This window comes from Flavobacterium sp. H4147, assembly GCF_029360735.1.
GTDB lineage: Bacteria > Bacteroidota > Bacteroidia > Flavobacteriales > Flavobacteriaceae > Flavobacterium > Flavobacterium endoglycinae.
Genome location: NZ_JARKNB010000001.1, coordinates 1,032,819 through 1,056,097 on the forward strand (window position 1 = coordinate 1,032,819; position 23,279 = coordinate 1,056,097).

Annotated in this window: 22 protein-coding genes, 1 tRNA gene and 1 pseudogene; 7 read left to right on the top strand and 17 right to left on the bottom strand. The window is 33.9% G+C overall.

The window, feature by feature from the left end:
* Nucleotides 1-4: 4 nt before the first annotated feature.
* The 8 genes from P2W75_RS04560 to P2W75_RS04595 all read right to left on the bottom strand — a co-directional run bounded on the left by P2W75_RS04560 (nucleotide 5) and on the right by P2W75_RS04595 (nucleotide 8,700).
* Nucleotides 5-832 (bottom strand): hypothetical protein, encoded by an 828-nt coding sequence (locus tag P2W75_RS04560; protein WP_276379085.1) that lies wholly within the window; start codon nucleotides 830-832, stop codon nucleotides 5-7.
* A 92-nt stretch (nucleotides 833-924) separates the two neighbouring features.
* The gene (locus P2W75_RS04565) at nucleotides 925-1,941 is read right to left on the bottom strand and encodes an HAD family phosphatase (protein WP_276379086.1); all 1,017 of its coding nucleotides are present in this window, start codon (nucleotides 1,939-1,941) and stop codon (nucleotides 925-927) included.
* Between the two features lie 62 nt (nucleotides 1,942-2,003).
* The gene (locus P2W75_RS04570) at nucleotides 2,004-3,680 is read right to left on the bottom strand and encodes an arylsulfatase (RefSeq protein WP_207298322.1); all 1,677 of its coding nucleotides are present in this window, start codon (nucleotides 3,678-3,680) and stop codon (nucleotides 2,004-2,006) included.
* Between the two features lie 490 nt (nucleotides 3,681-4,170).
* On the bottom strand, nucleotides 4,171-5,604 hold the full coding sequence (pyk, locus tag P2W75_RS04575) for a pyruvate kinase (protein WP_207298323.1): 1,434 nt from the start codon (nucleotides 5,602-5,604) through the stop codon (nucleotides 4,171-4,173).
* A 5-nt stretch (nucleotides 5,605-5,609) separates the two neighbouring features.
* Nucleotides 5,610-6,098 (bottom strand): IPExxxVDY family protein, encoded by a 489-nt coding sequence (locus P2W75_RS04580; protein ID WP_207298324.1) that lies wholly within the window; start codon nucleotides 6,096-6,098, stop codon nucleotides 5,610-5,612.
* Nucleotides 6,099-6,223: 125 nt separating this feature from the next.
* Nucleotides 6,224-6,964 carry a ribonuclease III gene (rnc, locus tag P2W75_RS04585; RefSeq protein ID WP_207298325.1) on the bottom strand — a complete coding sequence of 247 codons (741 nt, stop codon included), beginning with the start codon at nucleotides 6,962-6,964 and terminating at the stop codon, nucleotides 6,224-6,226.
* Between the two features lie 10 nt (nucleotides 6,965-6,974).
* Nucleotides 6,975-8,228: a beta-ketoacyl-ACP synthase II gene (gene fabF, locus P2W75_RS04590; RefSeq protein WP_207298326.1), complete on the bottom strand. Its 1,254-nt coding sequence runs from the start codon at nucleotides 8,226-8,228 to the stop codon at nucleotides 6,975-6,977.
* Nucleotides 8,229-8,463: 235 nt separating this feature from the next.
* A complete protein-coding gene (locus tag P2W75_RS04595; protein ID WP_007137004.1) occupies nucleotides 8,464-8,700 on the bottom strand; it encodes an acyl carrier protein in 237 nt (78 codons plus the stop codon).
* Between the two features lie 175 nt (nucleotides 8,701-8,875).
* Here P2W75_RS04595 and purN point away from each other — a divergent pair, with 175 nt between their 5' ends.
* Together purN and rnhA are read left to right on the top strand one after the other, a co-directional pair.
* Entirely contained in the window at nucleotides 8,876-9,451 is a 576-nt protein-coding gene (purN, locus tag P2W75_RS04600) for a phosphoribosylglycinamide formyltransferase (protein WP_207298327.1), read from the top strand.
* Between the two features lie 52 nt (nucleotides 9,452-9,503).
* Entirely contained in the window at nucleotides 9,504-9,980 is a 477-nt protein-coding gene (gene rnhA / locus P2W75_RS04605) for a ribonuclease HI (protein ID WP_276379165.1), read from the top strand.
* A 53-nt stretch (nucleotides 9,981-10,033) separates the two neighbouring features.
* Here the strand turns inward: rnhA and P2W75_RS04610 are convergent, their stop codons facing one another.
* On the bottom strand, nucleotides 10,034-10,381 hold the full coding sequence (locus tag P2W75_RS04610) for a DUF6249 domain-containing protein (protein ID WP_207298329.1): 348 nt from the start codon (nucleotides 10,379-10,381) through the stop codon (nucleotides 10,034-10,036).
* A 274-nt stretch (nucleotides 10,382-10,655) separates the two neighbouring features.
* On the opposite strand from P2W75_RS04610, the gene P2W75_RS04615 reads away from it, so the two are divergent.
* Complete coding sequence (locus tag P2W75_RS04615) at nucleotides 10,656-11,243, top strand: RNA polymerase sigma factor (RefSeq protein WP_207298330.1); 588 nt, start codon at nucleotides 10,656-10,658, stop codon at nucleotides 11,241-11,243.
* Nucleotides 11,227-11,631, top strand: a complete 405-nt coding sequence (locus P2W75_RS04620; protein ID WP_276379166.1) for a hypothetical protein — start codon at nucleotides 11,227-11,229, stop codon at nucleotides 11,629-11,631. The genes P2W75_RS04615 and P2W75_RS04620 overlap by 17 nt, the downstream gene beginning before the upstream one ends.
* On the opposite strand, the gene P2W75_RS04625 is transcribed toward P2W75_RS04620, so the two are convergent.
* Entirely contained in the window at nucleotides 11,622-12,206 is a 585-nt protein-coding gene (locus tag P2W75_RS04625; protein ID WP_276379168.1) for a hypothetical protein, read from the bottom strand. The two genes, P2W75_RS04620 and P2W75_RS04625, sit on opposite strands and share 10 nt — an antisense overlap.
* Nucleotides 12,207-12,442: 236 nt before the next feature.
* Between P2W75_RS04625 and P2W75_RS04630 the strand changes: the two genes are divergently transcribed.
* Both P2W75_RS04630 and P2W75_RS04635 read left to right on the top strand, forming a co-directional pair.
* Nucleotides 12,443-13,366 carry a PfkB family carbohydrate kinase gene (locus tag P2W75_RS04630; RefSeq protein WP_276379169.1) on the top strand — a complete coding sequence of 308 codons (924 nt, stop codon included), beginning with the start codon at nucleotides 12,443-12,445 and terminating at the stop codon, nucleotides 13,364-13,366.
* Nucleotides 13,367-13,446: 80 nt separating this feature from the next.
* On the top strand, nucleotides 13,447-15,345 hold the full coding sequence (locus P2W75_RS04635) for an amidophosphoribosyltransferase (protein ID WP_276379171.1): 1,899 nt from the start codon (nucleotides 13,447-13,449) through the stop codon (nucleotides 15,343-15,345).
* A gap of 477 nt (nucleotides 15,346-15,822) precedes the next feature.
* On the opposite strand, the gene P2W75_RS04640 is transcribed toward P2W75_RS04635, so the two are convergent.
* From P2W75_RS04640 to P2W75_RS04655, 4 genes and pseudogenes are all read right to left on the bottom strand, one after another.
* On the bottom strand, nucleotides 15,823-16,434 hold the full coding sequence (locus P2W75_RS04640) for a superoxide dismutase (RefSeq protein WP_207298335.1): 612 nt from the start codon (nucleotides 16,432-16,434) through the stop codon (nucleotides 15,823-15,825).
* Nucleotides 16,435-16,574: 140 nt separating this feature from the next.
* Nucleotides 16,575-17,202: pseudogene (gene pth, locus P2W75_RS04645) on the bottom strand (aminoacyl-tRNA hydrolase).
* Nucleotides 17,203-17,573: 371 nt separating this feature from the next.
* On the bottom strand, nucleotides 17,574-18,185 hold the full coding sequence (locus tag P2W75_RS04650; protein WP_207298337.1) for a 50S ribosomal protein L25/general stress protein Ctc: 612 nt from the start codon (nucleotides 18,183-18,185) through the stop codon (nucleotides 17,574-17,576).
* Nucleotides 18,186-18,290: 105 nt separating this feature from the next.
* Nucleotides 18,291-19,232 carry a ribose-phosphate pyrophosphokinase gene (locus P2W75_RS04655; protein ID WP_207298338.1) on the bottom strand — a complete coding sequence of 314 codons (942 nt, stop codon included), beginning with the start codon at nucleotides 19,230-19,232 and terminating at the stop codon, nucleotides 18,291-18,293.
* Nucleotides 19,233-19,518: 286 nt separating this feature from the next.
* Between P2W75_RS04655 and P2W75_RS04660 the strand changes: the two genes are divergently transcribed.
* Nucleotides 19,519-19,598, top strand: a tRNA-Leu gene (locus P2W75_RS04660).
* A gap of 130 nt (nucleotides 19,599-19,728) precedes the next feature.
* Here P2W75_RS04660 and P2W75_RS04665 read toward each other — a convergent pair.
* The 3 genes from P2W75_RS04665 to araA form a co-directional block, all read right to left on the bottom strand.
* Nucleotides 19,729-20,205 (bottom strand): OsmC family protein, encoded by a 477-nt coding sequence (locus tag P2W75_RS04665; protein WP_276379907.1) that lies wholly within the window; start codon nucleotides 20,203-20,205, stop codon nucleotides 19,729-19,731.
* Between the two features lie 174 nt (nucleotides 20,206-20,379).
* The gene (locus P2W75_RS04670) at nucleotides 20,380-21,564 is read right to left on the bottom strand and encodes an aldose epimerase family protein (RefSeq protein ID WP_276379173.1); all 1,185 of its coding nucleotides are present in this window, start codon (nucleotides 21,562-21,564) and stop codon (nucleotides 20,380-20,382) included.
* Between the two features lie 140 nt (nucleotides 21,565-21,704).
* Nucleotides 21,705-23,213 (bottom strand): L-arabinose isomerase, encoded by a 1,509-nt coding sequence (gene araA, locus P2W75_RS04675; RefSeq protein WP_276379175.1) that lies wholly within the window; start codon nucleotides 23,211-23,213, stop codon nucleotides 21,705-21,707.
* Nucleotides 23,214-23,279: the final 66 nt, after the last annotated feature.

Sequence of the window (23,279 nt, forward strand, 5' to 3'; positions counted from 1 at the left end):
TGCTTTACGATTCTGGAAAAACAAAAGCAACTATCGCTCTTAATCCCCAATCTGGTTTTATGCTTTGCGGGCCTACAACTGGAATTAAAGGCTGCACTGAAAACTGAACTACTTGATTTCCCAATTTTGTAATTCCTCCAATAGACGGATTTAAGGAAACTAAAGTGGTCTTTCCTTCCCAGTTCTGGGTAATCTCTGCATTTAATCCTAAACTTGCTCCGCTTTTATAACTGTGCGAAAGAAATATCTGGGTATAAAATTGATTGAAATCAGCACGATCTTCATTTCCGGCAACTGACCAAATCTGGTTGGCAATAAATCCCACTGAAAGTCCTTTAGACTGATGCATAATTAAGGCGCTGGGACCTACACCAAATTTCTCTGTTCCTAATAATTTCTCTGTTGCGGTTGGAACCAAAAATGCTGGTCCAATTCCATAAATCAGTTTTTTACTCTTAGGAGCAAAAAAAGCGGTTACTGTAGCATCACTTAAACCAAATTCATGTGTATTCAAGCCCGTAATATTTCTTTGATCGATTACAGGAATCACATATCGGGTAATTAAATTCAAATTGTCTGTTAATTTAAAAGGAATTACCGGCTGTACGTTTATGGTATATTTGACACCATTGTAAGGACCAATTCCATAATTTAAATTATTCTGAAGCGGTAAACTGATTAAGCTTGCCACTGGATTTGCCAATTTATCGGCCAGTTCCTGTGCGCTTGCACCTGGTTTAGCTTCATCTTGTGCGTGCGCATAAAAAGTCAAAATGAAACAGAAAATGCCAAACCAGAATGTGATAATATTATAAGACCTTATACTTTTCATATTTTCAGAATTTTATAGATTTTTCATTCTAAATCAAAATGAAACAACTTAAATAATTAAAGTTGTTTCACTTCAATTCTAACTAACTCAATCTAATGGTCTGGAAAAATTTTCTTCCAGTCTTTTTTCATATCTACCACATGCCATTTGTTTTTAGCTGCGGCATTTAAGGAAGCATTGTCTTTTTCCTGATAATTGTATTCTCTAATAGAGTCATTATGGTTTACAAGCAATTGAAATGAGGGATATTTATTTCCCTGCGAATATTGCAGCATAGCTATATCACCCGCTCCGCCTTCATTACCACAGGCGAAAACAGGTCTTTGCCCTATGTGAAGCTGTATGCTTACTGGTTTTCCTTCTTTATCATTAAAATAATTTAGAGCCGGTTCTCTAATAATAGTGTTTGCGGTTCCATCATATTTATATTTAAAAGAAGTTCCTATTACTTGGCTCTTTGGTATTCCATAAAAATCTGCCGATGCAGCACGAACTAGTTCAATTGTTCCTCCCGTTACAATAAAGGTTTTAAATCCGTTGGCACGCAGATAATTCAAGAGTTCTAATTGAGGCTGATACCGTATTTGTTTCAACGGAATATTTTTAGTGGGATATTTAGCACTGGCAATAAATTCTTTTGCACTGGTTTCAAACTCATCTTCGGTCATTCCGGTATGGGTTGCTGCCACTAATTCTATAAGCGCTTTTTCGCCTCCTTTTTCAAAAAATGATTTATCTTTTTCGATAACTGCTTTAAAAGGCTGTTTTTTTGCCAGCTCTGGTTTTGCTTCTACCATTTGTTTCACTCTGTAAAAAGCAAAAAGTTCTTGTACATACGGTTTTTCGGCCCATAGTGTACCATCGTTGTCAAATGTGGCAATTCTGTCTTCTATAGGAATAAAATCGGGACTTCCTTTTTTGGTTACTTTCTCTACGTAGGCGATAATGTCATTCTTTAGAGTTCCATTATTCCAACTTGGCAAAGGATCTCCAATTATAGTAGATTCAGAGGTTTTGCTATCTGACGATGGAGCAATTAGGGTATCTGATTTTTTACATGACAAAAACACGGATAACGTAATGAACAAAAAAAATATTTTTCTAGACATATCATTTTGTTTATCCAAAAGATTCAAGCTTTTAACGCCTGAATCTTTTAGTGATTCTCATTTTATTTTTTCTTTTTTGAAGCTGTTTCTTCTTCTTTTATTTTAGGAAGAATATTTTTCTCAACGTATTGTTGTGTTTTAATACCTTGTAATGTTTGATTCAAAATAGTAGTAGGATTAAAACTTGGCGGGAATGAACGTGGAGGATATTCCTTAAATGATTCTGCAAAAACAAATACTTCGTTCATGGCACCGTATACAGCTCCTACGTGGTTAATAATATAATCCCAGTAGGTATTTGAAGTGATATCGGCTCTTTCGTATGGATCTTGATAAAGGTTAAATATTTTCTGCATACGAAGTTCTGTAAATGGCTCTGCCCAAACTCCCATAGTTCCTGCCAAACGTTGTTCTGCAAAAACATATTTATAATCACCTTGACGTAAACCAACTAATAAACCGTCATCATCAGAATAGAAAAATTTATCTCTGTGGCTTTTTCCTCCTTTTAATAAATCTGTTTGGTCAAATCCATCCAAATGTACTTTATAGGTTTTTCCGTTTGCATTATATCCTTTCAAAAGCTCTTTAGTAATATTTGGATCTCCCGCAATAGAAGCAAAAGTTGGAATCCAGTCATTATGGCTCATTAATTCTGTTGTTACAGTTCCAGGTTTGATGTTGCCTGGCCATCGTACAATACATGGCACACGAAAAGCACCTTCCCAGTTTGTATTTTTTTCTGAACGGAATGAAGTCATAGCACCATCAGGCCATGTATTCATATGAGGACCATTATCTGTTGAATACACTACAATGGTATTTTCAGCAATTCCTAAATCGTCTAATGCTTTTAGAATACTTCCAATCGTTTCGTCGTGCTCGATCATACCATCAATGTATTCACTGTCACCGTGTGTATATCTTCCTCTATGTTCTGCTCTAACGTGTGTACGAAGGTGCATACGGGTTGCATTAAACCAGCAGAAAAATGGTTTACCAGCTGCATTTTGTCTTTTAATAAAATCAATAGCTGCTGCAGATGTTTCATCATCAACTGTTTCCATTCTTTTTTTAGTAAGAGCTCCAGTATCTTCAATTTTTTGTTTTCCGATTTTTCCAAAGCGAGGATCAACCGTTGGATCATCTACATTGGTAGCGGTACATTTTAAAACTCCTCTTGGACCATATTTTTTCAAATATTCTGGATCTTTAGGATAATCCGGCAATTCTGGTTCTTCTTCAGCATTTAAGTGATATAGATTTCCAAAAAATTCATCGAAACCATTTACAGTTGGCAGACTTTCGTTTCGGTCACCCACGTGGTTTTTACCAAATTGTCCTGTTGCATATCCTAAGCTTTTCATGATTCCTCCTATAGAAGGATCTAACTGGCTCATACCCATAGGTGCGCCTGGGAAACCTACTTTTGTAAGACCTGTACGAATACCATGTTGTCCTGTTAGGAATGCAGCACGTCCGGCAGTACAGCTTTGTTCACCATAATAATGTAAAAATCGAAGTCCTTCATTGGCTAAACGATCAATATTTGGAGTGGTATAGCCCATCAATCCATCGCTATAGGCACTTATATTTGTAATTCCAATATCATCACCCCAAAGTACCAGGATATTTGGCTGTTTTTTACTTTGCGCTGAAATTGATAAAGATGTAAAGCATAATAATGCTAAAACTATAATCGCATTATTAAATCCGCATTTTAAGTTGATGTGTTTCATGATAAAAAAATTGGTTAATAATTCCTGTTATATGTGAGGGTAAAGTTTCAAACAAAAAATAGGAGAACGAATAAATTCTAAAACCAGTTTTAAAGTCTTAAAATCATTGTTTCATTTTTATTATTATATTTTAATTGGCAAGAAAACTTCTTTAACTTTTTTTTAAGCTTCTCAAAATTAACTAATTAATAGGCGAACTATAGTGTTTAGGTGGGATGACATTGTTTCATTTTATAAAATGAAACAACAAAAATTTAGAATCTGAAACAAAATGTTTCAATTTTGAAAATGAAACATCTATACAAGACCTCTAAAACCAATTTTAAGTCGAATTGGATTTTTAAGAAATGTGATTTTTTGGTTAGAAAAATTTCTAAAATGAAACATGAGAATCATTTAACTTATTTAATGAGGAGATTCTTCGTTAATAATAAACATAAAAAAAGCCATTTACTTTCGTAAATGGCTTTTTCAAAATTATTATAAATTATTATTCAATCTCAGATACTCTCATGGTGTTTACCATTCCTCTATCTTTAATAGGCATTGCTGCAAGGTTAATTAAGTAATCTCCTTTTGTTACATATCCTTTTTCAACAGCAATTTTATTTACATCAGTTACTGTATCATCTGTACTTTCTTCATTATCATAGTAGAATGATTTAACTCCCCATAAAAGGTTTAATTGAGTTAAGATTCTTTTGTTTGAAGTAAATACTAAAATGTGTGCTGTTGAAGGACGCCAAGCTGAAATTTGGAAAGCAGTGTAACCACTGTTTGTTAAAGTACAAATAGCTTTAGCTTCGATTTCATTAGCTAATAAAGCCGCTTGGTGGCAAACTGTTTTAGTAACGAAACGTTTTGTTTTAATTTGTGGTGTATTTTGTGGCACTTGGATTAACGGAGAGTTTTCTACCGCTTCGCAAATTTGTGCCATTCTTTGAATTACTTGTACCGGATAGTTTCCTGTTGCAGTTTCTCCAGATAACATTACAGCATCTGCACCGTCCATTACTGAGTTAGCAACGTCATTTACTTCTGCTCTTGTTGGAGTTAAGCTTGTAATCATTGTTTCCATCATTTGAGTGGCAACAATTACTGGAATTCTCGCGGTTTTTGCTCTACGGATTAAGTCTTTTTGCACCAATGGTACTTCATGAGCAGGAAGCTCAACACCAAGATCTCCACGAGCAACCATTAAACCATCGCAATATGCTACAATTTTATCCATGTTCTCTAGAGCTTCTGGCATTTCAATTTTAGCAACGATTGGAATTTTAACTTCTGAATGTTTCGCGATTAATTCTTGTAGATCTTGTAAATCGCGTGGCGTTTTCACGAATGAAAGTGCGATCCAGTCTACTTTTTGTTCGATTGCAAAAATCGCATCAGCAATATCTTTTTCAGTTAAAGCTGGTAAAGAGATTTTAGTGTTTGGAAGATTAACTCCTTTTTTAGATTTTAATTCTCCTCCTTGAATAACTTTAGCAACAACCTCTGATTTTTTATCTGTTGAAACTATTTCGAAAATAAGTTTACCATCATCAAGCAAGATACGCTCTCCTTCATTTACATCATTCGGGAAATTTTGATATTTCATGAATACTCTTTGAGATGTTCCAATAATATCTTCTGCAGTTGTAAATGTAATTAAGTCTCCATCGTGAACTACAGTTCCTTCTTCCATTACACCAACTCTAAGTTTTGGTCCCTGCAAATCTCCAAGAATTGCTGTAGTGTAACCAAACTCTTCATTTAGGCCTCTAATAATGTTGATTTTTTCTTTTACCCCTTCGTAATCTGCATGCGAAAAATTGATTCTAAATACATTAACCCCTGCATCGATCATATCCTTGATAATCTCTCTTGTACTACATGCAGGCCCAAGTGTAGCAACAATTTTGGTTTTCTTACTTGTTAACATTTTTTTTAAAAAATTAGATTGTTTTTTGATTTTATTTTATTGGTATCTACAGCATAAATAGCAGCGATACTTTCTATTGAATTTAATCGTTGCTGTATTTCCGTGAAATTGACAGTTTCCTCACTGTTATCAATTTTCAGGAAATAATCTACTTTTTTGAATTCAGGAAGTAAATGAATTGTTGTAGAAACCTCACTTGTTTCATTAGAAAACAAATTCTGGAAATCATTTGTACTCACAGAAATGATCTCATTTTTATTCTGAATCAAATTCCATGATACAGCTTTCTCAGAATCATAATAATAAAATCTTGAAAAATTTGCCTCGCCTTCTTTAGTTTGAGCATGTATCTCGCTTTTGCTCTTACTGAGGTTTATCGGAAGGTTTTTATTGATAAAATAAGCAAGTCTGTAATCTTCTAATGAAGTATGAATTGCCATTAAATAATAATCAATTTCGTCAAATTCGTCTAAATCCAATCTATGAACAGCCATGTCATGAAAAATCAAGTTGTAAATATACTATTTCTAACGGAGCATCAATAGTTATGTGTGTCTTGTTTTTGTTAATTTATAAACGAAAACGATTTAGCATTAGGAAAATTACAGCAAATTTGTAGTTATTTCTTGTCAATTTTTTCCTGAAATGCAAAATAAGCTCTTTGCGAAGCTTTTTCTTCTGCTTTCTTTTTTGAGGTAGCCCGCGCTCGTGCTACTACTTTATCGTCTATACTTAATTTGACTCCAAACAAACGTTGTCCGTCAATTCCATTATCTTCAAAAATATCATAATGAAAGATTCTCTTTTCTTTCTGACACCATTCGATAACTAAACTTTTATAACTAATTACTTTTCCTTCCAGTCGTGCAATGTCGACATAAGGTGTAATTACTCTTTTTTGGATAAATCTCTCACAGTATGAATATCCTTTGTCTAAATAAATGGCTCCTACAAGCGATTCGAAAATATTACCATGTATATTTTCTCCAAAATGCTGTACAGGTACTTTACTCTCTACGAACCTTACTAAGTTTAGGTCTTTTCCAAGTTCGTTTAAATGTTCGCGACTAACAATTTTAGAGCGCATTTTTGTTAAATAACCCTCATCTCCGTTGGGTGCTTTATTAAACAAATGTGCAGCAATAACAGCGCTTAACATAGCGTCTCCTAAAAATTCCAGGCGTTCGTAATTTATGGGGTGTCCATTTTCATCTAATTTATTTGATGATCTGTGGGTAAATGCTTTTCTATAAAATTCGATATTTATAGGTGGAAAACCAAGAATTTTCTGAATAGTGTCAAAAAAAATCCCGTCTTCTAGAGAACGGGATTTAGAAAATATTTTTTTGATAATATTCATATGCGAAAAACTAGTCAGCTAATTTTTTAAACAATACACAAGCATTGTGTCCGCCAAAACCAAACGTATTACTCATGGCAACGTTTACTTCTCTTTTTTGCGCTTTGTTCAAAGTTAAATTAAGAGATGGATCGATATTTTCGTCAACAACACTATGGTTAATCGTTGGAGGAACAATTCCGTTTTGCATTGCCAAGATAGAAGCAATAGCTTCGATAGCTCCGGCAGCACCAAGTAAGTGTCCTGTCATTGATTTTGTTGAATTAATATTGATGTTTTTAGCATGACTTCCAAAAACAGCGCTGATTGCTTTTAACTCAGCAACGTCTCCTAATGGAGTAGAAGTTCCGTGCGTGTTGATATGATCTACTTGATCAGGGCTCATTCCAGCATCTCTTAGAGTATTTTCCATTACTGCAATAACTCCAATTCCTTCTGGATGTGGTGCTGTTAAGTGGTAAGCATCAGATGACATTCCGCCTCCGCCAATTTCGCAATAGATTTTTGCACCTCTTGCTTTAGCGTGTTCGTAATCTTCAAGAACTAAAGCTCCTGCTCCTTCTCCTAAAACGAAACCATCTCTGGTTGCATCAAAAGGTCTTGAAGCGGTTTCTGGACTTTCATTTCTTGTAGATAAAGCGTGCATCGAACTGAAACCTCCCATACCTGCAATAGTAACTGCAGCTTCAGAACCACCAGAAATAATAACATCACACATTCCTAAACGTATGTAGTTGAAAGCATCGATTAATGCATTTGCAGAAGACGCACATGCAGAAACAGTAGTATAATTTGGTCCCATATAGCCATTACGCATCGAAATGTGTGCTGGAGCAATATCGGCAATCATTTTAGGAATAAAGAACGGATTGAACTTTGGAGTTCCATCACCTTTTGCATAATACATTACTTCATCCTGAAAAGTCTCTAAACCTCCAATTCCTGCTCCCCAGATAACACCAACTCTTTGTTTGTTAACATTATCATTAGTAATTCCAGCATCTTTAATAGCTTCATCACTGGCAGCAATTGCATATTGAGCAAATTTATCTAGTCTACGAGATTCCTTGCGATCCATGTAATCTTCAATATTGAAGTTTTTCACTTCGCAGGCAAATTTCGTTTTGTGCTTCTCTGTATCATAATACGTGATAGGAGCGGCTCCGCTTACCCCATTCACAAGTGCATTCCAATATTCCTGGATATTATTCCCGATAGGAGTAAGTGCACCTAATCCTGTTACAACAACTCGCCTTAATGCCATAAATATGTATTTTGTGTCTTTAAACAAATAAAACCCATGTTTCTTAACTGTATTGCTACTTAAGAGCCATGGGCATTACAATATAAGTATATCTTTTTGATTGAAAACCAATCGAATTTTAAATTTTAAAAAATAATAACACCCGATTCTTAAAAATTACAAAAATCAAAAAACAAATTCCAATTGGAATGTGGAATTCAAAAATTGGGATTTTTAGAAATCGGGTGTGGTATTATTATTTTTTTGCTTCCTCGATATAAGAAATAGCTTGACCAACAGTAGCAATGTTTTCTGCTTGATCGTCTGGAATTTGAATATCAAATTCTTTTTCGAATTCCATAATAAGCTCAACAGTGTCTAATGAGTCAGCTCCTAAATCATTAGTGAAGCTTGCTTCTGTTACAACTTCGTTTTCGTCAACACCTAATTTGTCTACGATAATCGCTTTTACTCTTGATGCAATGTCTGACATAATCTTTAATTTTAGAATTTAATTTGTTGGCAAAAATAAAAAACTTTATTTTAAAACAACTATTTAGTTTATAAATGTGACACTAATTTATAAAATTAATTTCAAGAAAGCCGTTTTAAAGCTATTTATTTTCGATTTTTATTCCGTTTTTTGCATTCTCAAAATAAATAATATTATGAAAAAAATTATCGTTTTTGCCTCAGGATCAGGATCTAACGCAGAAAACATTATAAAATATTTTTCAAAAACCGAATTTGCTAAGGTTGTTTCTGTTTTTACAAATAACGCTTCTGCAAAAGTGATTGAAAGAGCAAAAAATCATCAAATTCCTGTCGAAATCTTCTCAAAAAACGAACTTTTAGAGCGAAATGTATTACAAAAAATACAAAAAATCGACCCAGATTTGATTGTCCTTGCCGGTTTTCTTTTGAAATTTCCCGAAAATATAATCGAGAAATATCCTCACAAAATTATAAATATCCATCCTGCACTTTTACCTAATTATGGAGGTAAAGGAATGTACGGAATGCACATTCATAGAGCTATTGTAAATAATAAGGAAAAGGAAACTGGAATCTCTATTCATTATGTAAATGAAAACTATGACGAAGGCGGAATTATCTTTCAGGCAAACGTTGCTTTAACGGATGAAGATACGCCTGAAACAGTTGCCGAGAAGATTCATGAATTAGAACAAAAACATTTTCCTGAGATCATCCATAGATTGTTAGATGCAAATTCCAATAATTAAAATCTTAATTTACACAATCTAAAATCTGAAATCTACAATCTAAAATAAATTAATGTCTCACGAAGTACATATATATACAGACGGCGCCGCAAAAGGTAATCCGGGAAACGGCGGGTATGGAGTCGTAATGGAATTGGTTGGAACACCACATAAAAAAGAATTCTATGAGGGTTTTCGCCTTACTACCAATAATAGAATGGAACTTCTTGCTGTAATTGTAGGTTTAGAAAAACTGAAAAAGCCAAATATGAAAGTCCTTGTTATTTCAGATTCTAAATATGTCGTTGATTCTGTTGAAAAAAAATGGGTTTTCGGATGGGAGAAGAAAGCTTATAAAGACAAAAAAAATCCCGATTTATGGAAACGCTTTTTAATCGCCTATAGAAAACATCAAGTCGATTTTAAATGGATAAAAGGCCACAACAATCATCCTCAAAACGAACGTTGCGACCAATTAGCGGTTATGGCATCCATGCAGCCCAAACTTTCTATAGATGTTTATTACGAAACTATTGGCTCTAAAGAATAAAAAAACGCATCAAGTAATTTGATGCGTTTTTTTGTACTAACTTAATTTCTTGCCTACTCTTTATCTAAATCTTTTGCAGTTTTAAACCCTGTTAAAAGTCCAATACCGGCCATTATAAAAATAATAGAAGGATAAACCGCACCATCATTAAGGGAAGTATACGTTGTAATTAGTAACGCTAGAAAAATTCCAACACCACTTCCTATTAACAAGAAAGCCACATTTACAACAAATACTTTCCAAGCAGGAACTCCGCTTCCTTTTCCCTGTAAAAAGATACTCGCATCTACTCCTTTTTCTATAAGAGCCAATCGCTCTCTATTTCTTGTTGAATAAATTAAATAAACGATCCCGAAGACCATTAAGAAAAAGCTAATTGGAATTAAAATTTTGTCATCCATGATATTTACGTTTTTAATTGATTGATATACCCATATGACGACCGTTTTTAAAATGAGGTTACAGATTTTTTCAAAAAAATCATTTTTTTAAATTACAAAATCCAAAATCAACTGATAATCAATTAATTTTAATTGAAATTATCTCCTTGTCAAAACTTTGACAAAGTCCAACTCCTATTCTTTATTATATATATTAAGTTTGGAATTTATTAAAATTGGAATTTATTTTTTAAAATTATTGTAACCTAAACAAACTTCTTGTCGTCCTATATATATGAGCACATTACAAGATCAACATTATATCGATAAAATTCTGCAAGGCGAAACAAATGCTTTTGCTGTGCTGGTTGATCGTTATAAAGATCTGATCTTTACCTTGTCTCTCAAAATGATGAAAAACAGAGAAGAGGCTGAAGAAGTTTCTCAGGATACTTTTATTAAAGTATTTAATTCTTTGGGCAAGTTTAAAGGCGATTCTAAATTCTCGACATGGATTTATAAGATCTCTTATAACACATGTCTGGATCGTTTAAAGAAAAATAAAAAAGAGGAAAACAATATTTCGATAGACGATTTTTCATCGCATTTGATAAAAACAATGGATAATGCTTTAAGTGCTTTGGAAGATAAAGAACGGAAGCAGACGATTCAGAATTGTTTGAATTTGCTGCCAAGAGAAGAAAACTTCCTGCTGACCTTGTTTTATTTTGAAGATCAGAATTTGGAAGAAATTGGAAAAATCATGAATATCAACGCTAATAATGTCAAAATAAAATTATTTAGGAGCCGACAGAAATTAGCCGTAATTTTGAAAAAGCAGTTAGAACCAGAAATAATAGATTATTATGAAAGAGAGCGATAAAAACATAGAAAATCTTATTGATAAAATGATGGCCGAAGATACACTTCAGTCGCCATCTGCCGACTTTACTTCGAATATAATGTCGCAAATTCTTATTTCTGAAAAAGCAAAAATAAAACCATATAAACCTTTGATTTCAAAATCGGTATGGATTGCTATTGGCCTAGCAGTAACTTTCTTAGCGCTTTATGTTTCTCTTTTTTCAGTTTCAGATAATGATCTTAAAATTGATGAAATTGGAAAATTATATTCAAATAAAGTTTCAACAGCCTTCAATGAAATTCATTTTTCTAAGACGATGTTATATGCTGTTTTAGTAGTTCCTTTTATGATTTTGGTTCAAATTGGAATTTTGAAAAATTATTTTGATAAAAAGTATCAGTTGTAAGTTTTAAAATAGTCTTCTCTTTTATAGATATAATCCTTTCCAATATAGCAATCTTGACTTATATCATATCTGTTTTTATAGAGGAAATAGGCTATTGTTAGATACTCATCATTTTTCAAATTAGCTTTATTAAGCTCTAGTTTTCCTTTTCGAGATGATACTTTAGAATATTTTTTTAAAAACCTATCAAATCCCAAATTCGAATATTCTTTTTCTATTTTACAATTTATTTTAAATCTACGCGGGTACTTCGGGTTTTTAAATAATTTATTATCAAAAACAAATTCGTTATTTAAAACCTCATTTAAGAAAGATTTGAATGATTTAAATTGTTTAGAATAATATTTTTTATAAAGAAAAAACAATTCGTTGCTATTTGTCAAAAAAATTTCATTACTGTTTGTTTGAAGGTATATGTCAGAAAATAATGACAGAGGTGGTGGCAATCTTATAGCTCCATTTATTGTGTCGCCTCGATCAGCTAGCATTTCTATCATTTCTTTAGAAAAATTAAGATCTTTTCGTTCACAAGAAAATAAAATACAAAGCACTAATAAAAAGCTAATTTTCTTCATAGTTGAGATTTCAGATTTTAAACAAAGCTAATGAAAAACATTTCGCAAAATATAAGTTGCTTTTTAAATCCAAAAAACATATTTTAAGCTTTTAAACAAATCAATTTTAATCAATTCATTTACAATAGTTTTACTTCGAAATCGTTGTTATTTTTTTAAGAAAATTTTGCGAACCTAAACCATTGCAATATTGTAACTTATGAAGTATCTTTGCACCCTAATTCGAAATTCATAAAATGAATAAACTATTGATTGTTGGAACAGTTGCTTTCGACGCGATTGAAACTCCTTTCGGAAAAACAGATAAAATTTTAGGTGGTGCTGCAACCTACATCGGATTATCAGCGTCATTTTTTAACTTACAATCGGCCATTGTTTCTGTAGTTGGCGACGATTTTCCTCAAGAACATTTAGATTTATTAACCTCAAAAAATATTGATATCTCTGGTATCGAAATTGTAAAAGGCGGAAAAACTTTTTTCTGGAGTGGTTTATACCATAATGATTTAAATTCAAGAGACACTTTAGTTACTGAATTGAACGTTTTAGCTGATTTTCAGCCAAAAGTTCCTCAAAACTACAAAGACGCCGATGTGGTAATGTTAGGAAACTTACACCCATTAGTACAAAGTAGTGTTTTAGATCAATTAGAGAAAAAACCAAAATTAGTAGTTTTAGACACCATGAATTTCTGGATGGACTGTGCTCTTCCTGAATTATTAGACGTTATTAAACGTGTAGATGTTATTACAATCAATGACGAAGAAGCAAGACAACTTTCTGGTGAATATTCATTAGTAAAAGCGGCTGCGAAAATCCAAGATTTGGGACCTAAATATGTGGTGATCAAAAAAGGAGAACACGGAGCACTTTTATTCCACAATAGAGAAGTATTCTTTGCACCTGCTTTACCATTAGAAGACGTTTTCGATCCAACAGGAGCAGGAGATACTTTCGCAGGTGGTTTCTCAGGATTCATTGCGCAGAGCGAAAACATTTCGTTTGGAAACATGAAAAACGCAATTATTTACGGTTCAAATTTAGCTTCGTTCTGCGTAGAGAAATTTGGAACCGAAAGGATGGAAACCTTAAGCAAAGCCGAAGTAGCGATTCGATTACAGCAATTTAAGTCGTTAACTCAGTTTGATATAGAAATATAATGCCTAAGAGCCTCGATAAAACGGGGCTTTTTTATTACGTTAATACACACAACTTACAACAACACACAAAATAAAAAACAATGAGCGACGCTTTAAAACACGAATGTGGTATAGCCTTAGTTAGACTTCTTAAACCGCTTGAATACTATAAAGAAAAATACGGAACTGCTTTCTACGGAATTCAGAAAATGTATTTAATGATGGAAAAACAGCACAACCGCGGACAAGACGGTGCTGGTTTTGCAAGTATAAAATTTGATGTTGATCCAGGACAACGCTACATCAGCAGAGTTCGTTCTAATCACGCACAACCTATACAGGATGTTTTTAAACAAATCAATGAGCGTATCAGTGAAGAATTAAAAGCAAACCCGGAATTAGGCGACGACATGAAAGAATTAAAAGCGAACATTCCTTATATAGGAGAATTGTTTTTAGGTCACGTTCGTTACGGAACCTTTGGAAAAAACAGCATTGAAAGTGTTCACCCATTTTTACGTCAAAGTAACTGGATGCACCGTAACTTGATTTTGGCTGGAAACTTTAACATGACAAATGTTAAGGAACTTTTCGAAAATCTTGTAGAACTTGGACAACATCCAAAAGAAATGGCTGATACAGTTACTGTAATGGAAAAAATTGGTCATTTTTTAGATAAAGAAGTTATGCAGTTGTACCAAGACTGTAAAGCCGAAGGTTATTCTAAAAAAGATGCTTCACCAGTAATTGCAGAACGTTTGGATATTGCTAAAATATTAGCTCGTTCGGCTAAAAATTTAGACGGAGGTTACGCTATGGCTGGTTTATTAGGACATGGAGATGCTTTTGTTTTTAGAGACCCTGCAGGAATTCGTCCAGCTTATTTTTATCAAGACGACGAAGTTGTAGTAGTGGCTTCAGAAAGACCTGTTATTCAAACCGTATTCAATGTTCCATTTGACAGTGTTCAGGAAATTGATCCTGGAAATGCTTTGATTATCAAGAAAAACGGAAAAGTTTCTATGAATCAAATTTTGGAGCCAACCGTAAAAAAAGCATGTTCATTTGAAAGAATTTACTTTTCAAGAGGAAGTGACGCCGAAATTTATCAAGAGCGTAAAGATTTAGGGAAATTAATTTTACCAGCAGTTCTTAAAGCTATTGACAGCGATACTGATAATACTGTTTTCTCCTATATTCCAAACACAGCCGAAACCTCATTTTATGGTTTGGTCGAAGCTGCTCAGGATTTCTTAAACCAGAGAAAAAACAATTATATTCTAGAAAATAGAAATACACTTACTGCTGAAACGCTTCAGGAACTTTTATCTGTAAAAATACGTACAGAAAAAGTAGCCATTAAAGATGCTAAACTTAGAACTTTTATTACCGAAGACAGCAGTCGTGATGATTTAGTGGCTCACGTTTATGATGTTACTTACGGCGTAATTAAACCAGAAGACAATTTAGTTATTATTGACGACAGTATTGTTCGTGGTACAACGCTGAAAATGAGTATCATTAAAATGATGGATCGTTTGAAACCAAAACGTATTGTAATTGTTTCATCGGCTCCTCAAATTCGTTATCCAGATTGTTACGGAATCGATATGGCAAAACTAGAAGGTTTAGTTGCTTTTAGAGCAGCACTTGCTTTATTAAAAGAAAGAAACTTATACCATATTGTAGATGAAGTTTACGCTAAATGTAAAGCACAAGAAAATTTCGCTGATAAAGACGTTGTAAATTACGTAACAGAAATTTACAGCCAATTTACACAAGACGAAATCTCAGATAAAATTGCAGAAATGTTAAGTTCGCCAGAAATCAATGCCGAAGTAAAAATCATTTTCCAAACTGTGGAGGATTTACACAAAGCTTGTCCTAAAAACTTAGGTGACTGGTACTTTACAGGAGACTATCCTACTCCGGGAGGAAATCGTGTTGTAAACCGTGCATTTATGAATTTTTATGAAGGAAAAGACGCGCGAGCTTATTAAAAAAGTATTAAAAAAAGGTTAATTTGTGCATTTCATCGGTTTTTTTTGCCGTTTATCCTGTTTCTTTGGTAAAGATGAAAAGCTACAATACTTTTGAGATACCATAACATTAGTAGGTTAAGTTTATGGTAGATTTGGGGCAAAAAGGGTGGAAGAAATTCCACCTTTTTTATTTATAATACACTCAAGTATTTCGATTTTAGACCCTTATAATTCACTTTGTCGGATATTTTTACCATTCATCTAGATTATTTTTTTCATTAAAATAGCTGCCATACATTTACTGAACCATAACATTAGTAGGTTAAGTTTATGGTAGATTTGGGGCAAAAAAGGTGGAAGTGATTCCGCCTTTTTTATTTTCCTTTTTTCAGAAAATAGAGAAAAGATTAAAGAAAACAGATAAATTCTTGAAATAAAAAAAAGACGAGTGCCGAAAGGCGTTCGTCTTTTTTCTATGTTCTTTACTCTATTTTCTTATTTATCTAAAGCAAATCTTCTTGCAACTTCAGTCCAGTTAATTACATTGAAGAAAGCTTCGATATAATCTGGTCTTCTGTTTTGGTAGTTTAGGTAGTAAGCATGTTCCCAAACATCCATTCCTAAGATTGGAGTTCCACCGTTTCCAGCAACTTCTGGCATTAATGGATTATCTTGATTTGGAGTTCCTACTACTTCTAATTTTCCACCTTTTTGAACAACTAACCAAGCCCATCCTGAACCAAATTGTCCAGCACCAGCTTTAGCGAATTTTGCCTTAAATTCTTCGAAAGATCCGAAAGAAGATTCAATAGCAGCTAATAAATCACCTGTTGGCAATCCTCCTCCATTTGGAGACATTACAGTCCAGAATAAATTGTGGTTATAGAAACCTCCACCATTGTTACGAACCGCTGCGTTTGATTTATCTAAATTGATCAAGATGTTTTCGATTGTTTTTCCTTCTAAATCTGTTCCTGCAATTGCTGCATTTAGATTTGTTGTATAAGCGTTGTGGTGCTTTGTATGATGGATTTCCATTGTACGAGCATCAATATGTGGTTCTAATGCATCGTATGCATAAGGTAATTGTGGTAATTCAAAAGCCATGATATTTCTATTTTTATGGTTTATTAATAATTTATCCCAAATTTAGACATTTAACTTTGGAATTGAAAATACTATTTCGTTATAATTGAATTAAATTAACTGATAATTTGCTTTTTTGTTATACAAAATACTGTAAATCTTTATTTTCCATTAAATGCAGTCATGGTGTTTTCTAAACCGGCAGTTCCAAAAGTTTTAATTATTTCTGCCGAAATTTCTAAACGTTCTGGTAATTTCGCTTCTTCTTCAGCATTCCATTCTCCTAAAACATAATCTACCTGCTGTCCCTTTTTAAATTGGTCACTGATACCAAATCTATAACGCGTATAATTTTGTGTGTTCAAAACCAAATTGATATTTTTAAGTCCGTTATGTCCTCCATCGCTTCCTTTTGGTTTAATTCTAATTGTTCCGAAAGACAAGTTTAAGTCGTCTGTAATGACCAAAATATTTTCAAGTGGAATATTTTCTTTATCCATCCAATATTTTACGGCTTTTCCACTAAGGTTCATATAAGTATTGGGCTTCAAAAGAAAAAAGGTTCTTCCTTTAAACTTATATTCGGCTAAAGCTCCCAATTTTACGGTTTCAAACGAAAGACCTTCTTTTTTAGCTAAAAAGTCAAGCACTTTAAATCCAATGTTGTGTCGGGTGTTTACATACTCAGCTCCGATATTTCCTAATCCGACGATTAAATATTTCTTCATGTTATCTATGTTCTCTTCTTTTTGGTGTTGATGAAAACAGTTTTGTTATCCATTTTATCATTTGGCAAAAGTAAACTTAATTAGATAATTTGGCAATGTGTCAATTAGATAATTTCCAGCCAGCTATGATTTAACCGCAAAGTACGCAAAGAGTTTTAGCAGAGTACATGAAGTTTTTCACCTCTAATATGAGTAAATCTCAGATTAAAAGTTCACAAAGTTTGATTTTAGACACAGCTTTGCGAAATTAATATTTAGTATTTATTACACTCGAAACCAAATATCTCAGCGTGCTTTGCGTTAAAAAAACGCATGACTTGACCACAAAGTTCGCAGAGGTTTTACAAGCTCAGCATCTTAGCCACTTAGAACCTTAAAAAAAAAAGCCCCAATCGTAAGATTGAGGCTTTCTTGTATAGAGTTTGAAAAAAATTATTTTTTCTTTCCTTTTGCAGGAGCTTTTGCAGCTTTTGCAGCTTCTTGAGCAGCTTTCATAGCAGCACGAGAGATTCTTACCTGAGCAACAACTGTGTTGTCTGGGTGCATAACTTTGTACTCTGGTTTTCCAACTTTAGTAACATATAATTTGTTACCCATTTCAAGTGGAGTGATGTCAGCTTCAACGAAATCAGGAAGATTTGCTGGTAAAGCTTTAACTTTTAATTTACGTTGGTTTAAACGTAAAACACCTCCCGCAAGAACACCTTTAGATGTACCAACGATTTTCACAGGAACTTCCATTGTGATTTCTTTATCATCAAATAATTGGAAGAAGTCGATGTGTAAAATTTTGTCAGTTACTGGGTGAACTTGGATATCTTGCAAAATTGCATTGAATGATTTTCCTTTTCCAAGCTCAATCACAACTGTGTGTGCATTTGGAGTGTAAACCAAGTTTTTGAACGCTGCAGCGTCTGCTGAGAAGTGTACTGCTTGATTTCCTCCGTATAACACGCAAGGAACCGCTCCAGCATTACGTAAGGCTTTAGTTGACACTTTGCCCACGCTTTCTCTTTCTGATCCTTTAATTGTAATCGATTTCATTGTAAAAAAATATAGTTATTAATATAAATATTCTAATTTGATACGCTTTTAAGCAATACGCTTTAAGCCTTTTTTTCGCATTATGTAATGAGCGACTATTGCTTTTTACATAATGAATTTTCCACTAATGGAATTGTTGTGGTGTACCATATGCATAACTTCTGCAAATAGAGGCGCACAACTCACTACTCTAATTTTATCTGAATGTCTCTTTAACGGAATAGAATCGGTTACAATTAATTCTGTCAATTTTGAGTTTTCAATTTTCTCATACGCACCGCCAGATAAAATAGCATGTGTACAAATTGCTCGAACGCTTAGTGCTCCTTTTTCGATCATTAGGTCTGCCGCTTTTGCTAAAGTTCCTCCTGTATCGATCATATCATCTACTAAGATTACGTTACGACCTTTAACTTCACCAATCAATTCCATAGTGTCGATAACGTTGGCTGCTTTTCTTTGTTTGTAACAGATTACTACATCTGATTCTAAAAACTTAGAGTAAGCATAAGCTCTTTTTGAACCTCCCATATCTGGAGATGCAATGGTTAAATTTTCTAAATTTAAACTTTGCACGTAAGGTAAAAAGATGGTAGATGCAAATAAATGATCTACTGGTTTTTCAAAGAATCCTTGAATTTGGTCTGCATGCAGATCCATTGTCATGATTCTTGTTGCTCCTGCAGCAGTTAATAGGTTTGCTACTAACTTAGCTCCAATTGGAACTCTTGGTTTGTCTTTTCTATCTTGTCTTGCCCAACCAAAATAAGGCATAACAGCTGTAATATGTCTTGCAGATGCGCGCTTTGCAGCATCAATCATTAACAACAATTCCATCAGATTATCTGCACTTGGAAAAGTTGAACATACGATAAACACTCGCAAACCTCTTATTGATTCTTCGTAAGACGGTTGAAATTCTCCGTCACTATACGTTGACATCGTTACTTTTCCTAACGGAATTCCGTATTGTTCTGCAATTTTTTCTGCAAGATAAACACTTTGTGAACAAGCAAAAATTTTAGCTTCTGGTTCTAGGTGCGACATTATAATGTGTTGTTTTTACGCCGCTGCGGTTTTACAATTTTACTTTATCGTTTTAGAGAAAATAAAAGCCGTATAAATGCCTCGGGTGTAGTTAGTTGTGTGTGCGTCGTTTTAACGAGCTGCAAATTTATAAAATTTATTGAACACTGAAAGGAAATATTTAAGTATTTTATTAGAATTTTTAATTTTATTTTTTACATTTGCACCGTGTTAAAGCAATGGGCACATTATTGATCTCATTGTATTGCGTTAAAATAATTTTATGAATTATTTTTTCGTCTGCTAAGCCCGGATGGCGGAATTGGTAGACGCGCTGGTCTCAAACACCTGTGGGAAACCGTGCCGGTTCGACTCCGGCTCCGGGTACTTAAAACCTCTTCTTAACGGAAGAGGTTTTTTTATGGCTTTTTTAAAACCATATAAGTCTCATATAAGTAAATATAACTTTACGCTTAAGCCTTTTAAATCTTCATTTTATTAAATAAACTTACATCACTTATATGGTTCCAACCTCACAACTCGCATTATGCAAAACCGAAAAATTGCACGAATTAGCAATAAAACACAATTGATTTGCTTTTTGATGCAATTCTAAAGCCAATTCAACTTTATCTGGATTTGTAATTGTAACTTTTGGATTTAATCGAACTTCTGTAAAACGCCCGCTTCCGTCTGGATTTACTTCTAAGGTAGCTTCAGCGTTATCTGAATAACTGATGACTTCTATTCCGTTTTGGGAGCAGACATATAAGTATGACATCATGTGGCAGGAAACCAAACTGCTCAATAATAAATCTTCTGGATTGTATAATTCTGGATCTCCTTTGAAGGCTTTGGCTGCTGAAACGTCTAAAACTGGTTTTCCTTCAATTTGAATTTGATGGCTTTTACTATAGAATCTTTTAGATGAATCTTCTTGATTTTGTTTTGAAGTCCAGTTTAATTTTGCTTTGAATAGATGTTTAAACGCCATAATTTTTTCTGCCACGAATTCACGAATTAATATAGATTGAGATGTATGAAAAATCTAATTTCACAAATTTCATAATCTAAAATTCGTGAATTCATGACTAAAAAACAAAAAACCTCAAAAGCAATTAACTTTCGAGGTTTCATAGAGAACTAAACTAGTAAACAAATTCTAAAACTATTTCTTTACTGAGAATTTAAAGGTAGTTTTAGTCTTATAATTTTCTCCCGGGTTTAAAACCGTTGTTGGGAAATTTTTCTGGTTTGGAGAATCTGGATAATGCTCTGTTTCTAGACATAATCCTGTTCTGTGGGCAAACGTTCCTCCGTTTGGCATTGGCAATGTTCCGTCTAGGAAATTTCCAGAGTAGAACTGAATTCCAGGTTCGTCTGTTGTCATTTCCATAACTCTTCCGCTTGCTGCGTGGTATACTTTTGCAATGATTGTTTTTCCTTTTTCAGTATTGTTCAATACCCAGCAGTGGTCATAACCTTTTCCTCTTTCTAACTGCTCGTTTTTAGCATTGATGTCTTTTCCAATTAATTTTGGAGTTCTGAAATCGAAAGGTGTACCCGCAACGTCATCTAATTTTCCTGTTGGAATCAAAGTGGCGTCTACTGGAACTAATTTATCGGCATTTAAAGTCAATTCGTGATCTAAGATTGTTTTGGTAAAATCTCCAGACAAGTTGAAATAGGAATGTTGTGTTAAGTTAACCACTGTTTTCTTGTCAGTTGTTGCTTCATACAAAACTTCTAGTTGATTATCATTTGTCAAGGTATAAGTTACAAAAACTTTAAGATTTCCTGGATATCCTTCTTCCATATCCTTACTTACATAAGACAATTTTAAAGAAGCTGTATCTCCAGATTTAACCTCATCTGCTTTCCAAACTACGTTGAAAAATCCTTGCGGACCTCCGTGCAAAGCGTTTGGCGCATTGTTAATGGCTAACTGATATTCTTTTCCATCTAATGAAAATTTACCTTTTGCAATTCGGTTTCCGAATCTTCCAATCAAAGCTCCAAAAAATGGATTTTCTTTTTCGTATTGTGCCAAAGAACTGAATCCAATTACTACATTTTCAGAAACACCAGTTTTATTTGGTACTTTTAAATCTGTAATTCTTCCTCCAAAAGTGATGATGTCGACTTCCATCCCATTTTGGTTCTTCAGTTTATAACTCTCGACTTTTTGACCTTTAGCGGTTGTTCCGTACTCTGATTTTTCGATTGTAACTTGTGCTTTCTTATCTGAAGAAACTGTAGCTTCATCCATTTTTTTATCGTTTTTGCATTGAACAGAAATTGCGGACAGACTTAGTAGGCTTATCCCTAAAATACAACGTTTTAATACATTCATAAATGATAGTTTTTTGGTTTGTAAAAGGTTAAATGTTAGATGTAAAATGTCAGATGCGAAATTTAATCATTTTAAAAATGTAAATTTTACCTTTTTAAGATTTTTCACATTTTATATCTTACAAATTACATTTTATTGCTTTACAGACCGTGTTGGAATAAATGAAAATAGGCTTCGTTGGCATTAATTTTATCTTTAAACTCTCTTACTGTTGTTTTCTCATCAATTACCAATAATTCTATTCCTGCGATGTCTGCGAAATCTTCCATATATTCTGTTGTAATTGACTGGCTGTAAACGGTATGGTGCGCCCCACCAGCTAAAATCCAAGCGGTTGCTGCCACTTCTAAATTTGGTTTACAATCCCAAAGAACGCGCGCCACTGGAAGTTTTGGTAATTCTGCCATTGGTTTTACTGCTTCAACTTCGTTCACGATTAAACGGAAACGAGTTCCTATATCAACCAATGAAACATTGATCGCATCACCCGCAGGAGAATTGAATACCAAACGAGCTGGATCTTCTTTTCCTCCAATTCCTAATGGATGCACTTCACAAGAAGGTTTTCCGTCAGCAATTGATGGACAGATTTCCAACATGTGAGAACCTAAAACATATGATTTTTGTGGTGTAAAGTGGTATGTATAATCTTCCATGAAAGAAGTTCCGCCTTCTAAACCAACACACATTACTTTTAAAGCTCTAACCATTGCAGCGGTTTTCCAGTCTCCTTCGCCGCCAAAACCATAACCATCGGCCATTAATCTTTGTGTTGCAATTCCTGGCAATTGTTTCCAAACCCCAAGGTTTTCAAATGTATCTGTAAAAGCTCCGAATCCTCCTTCTTCAAGGAAAGCTCTTAATCCTAATTCGATTTTTGCAGCTTCCACTAAAGAACTTCTTTGCGCGCCGCCTTCTTTTAAAGAATCAGTTAAGCTATACGATTGCTCATAAACTGCTAATAAATCGTTTAATTCTTTATCTGTTACTCTCTCAATATGTTTGGTAACGTCTGATGAATCATATCCGTTTACAGAAACTCCAAAACGAATTTGAGCTTCTACCTTGTCGCCTTCTGTAACGGCAACTTCACGCATATTATCTCCAATACGAGCTACTTTTAAGTTTTGAAGTTCGTCCCATCCAAGAGCAACTCTTGACCAGATTCCTAATTGTTTTTGAACTCTTTGGTCTTCCCAGTGCCCAACTACAACTTTACGTTTTTTGCGTAAACGAGACATGATGAAACCAAATTCACGATCTCCGTGAGCCGATTGGTTCAAATTCATGAAATCCATATCGATGCTTCCCCACGGAATTTCAGCATTGTATTGTGTATGTAAATGGCACAATGGCTTTTTAAGAATATTTAATCCGCCAATCCACATTTTTGCAGGAGAGAAAGTATGCATCCAAGCGATAATTCCGATACAGTTTTTCTCAGAATTTGCAGCCAGACATACATCTAAAATTTGCGAAGGCGATTTTACCACATCTTTATACACCACTTTTACAGGAATTGAAGATGAAGCGTCTAATCCTTTTGCAATAATTTGAGAATGCTCAGCTACTTTTCTAAGTGTTTCTTCACCATATAATTCCTGGCTTCCTACTACAAACCATACTTCTTTTTGAGAGATATCAATCATTGTTTTGTTTATTTTGTTTCAAGTTTTCTTTGTTTCAAGTTTTACGTTCTCAAAATGCCGAAAATC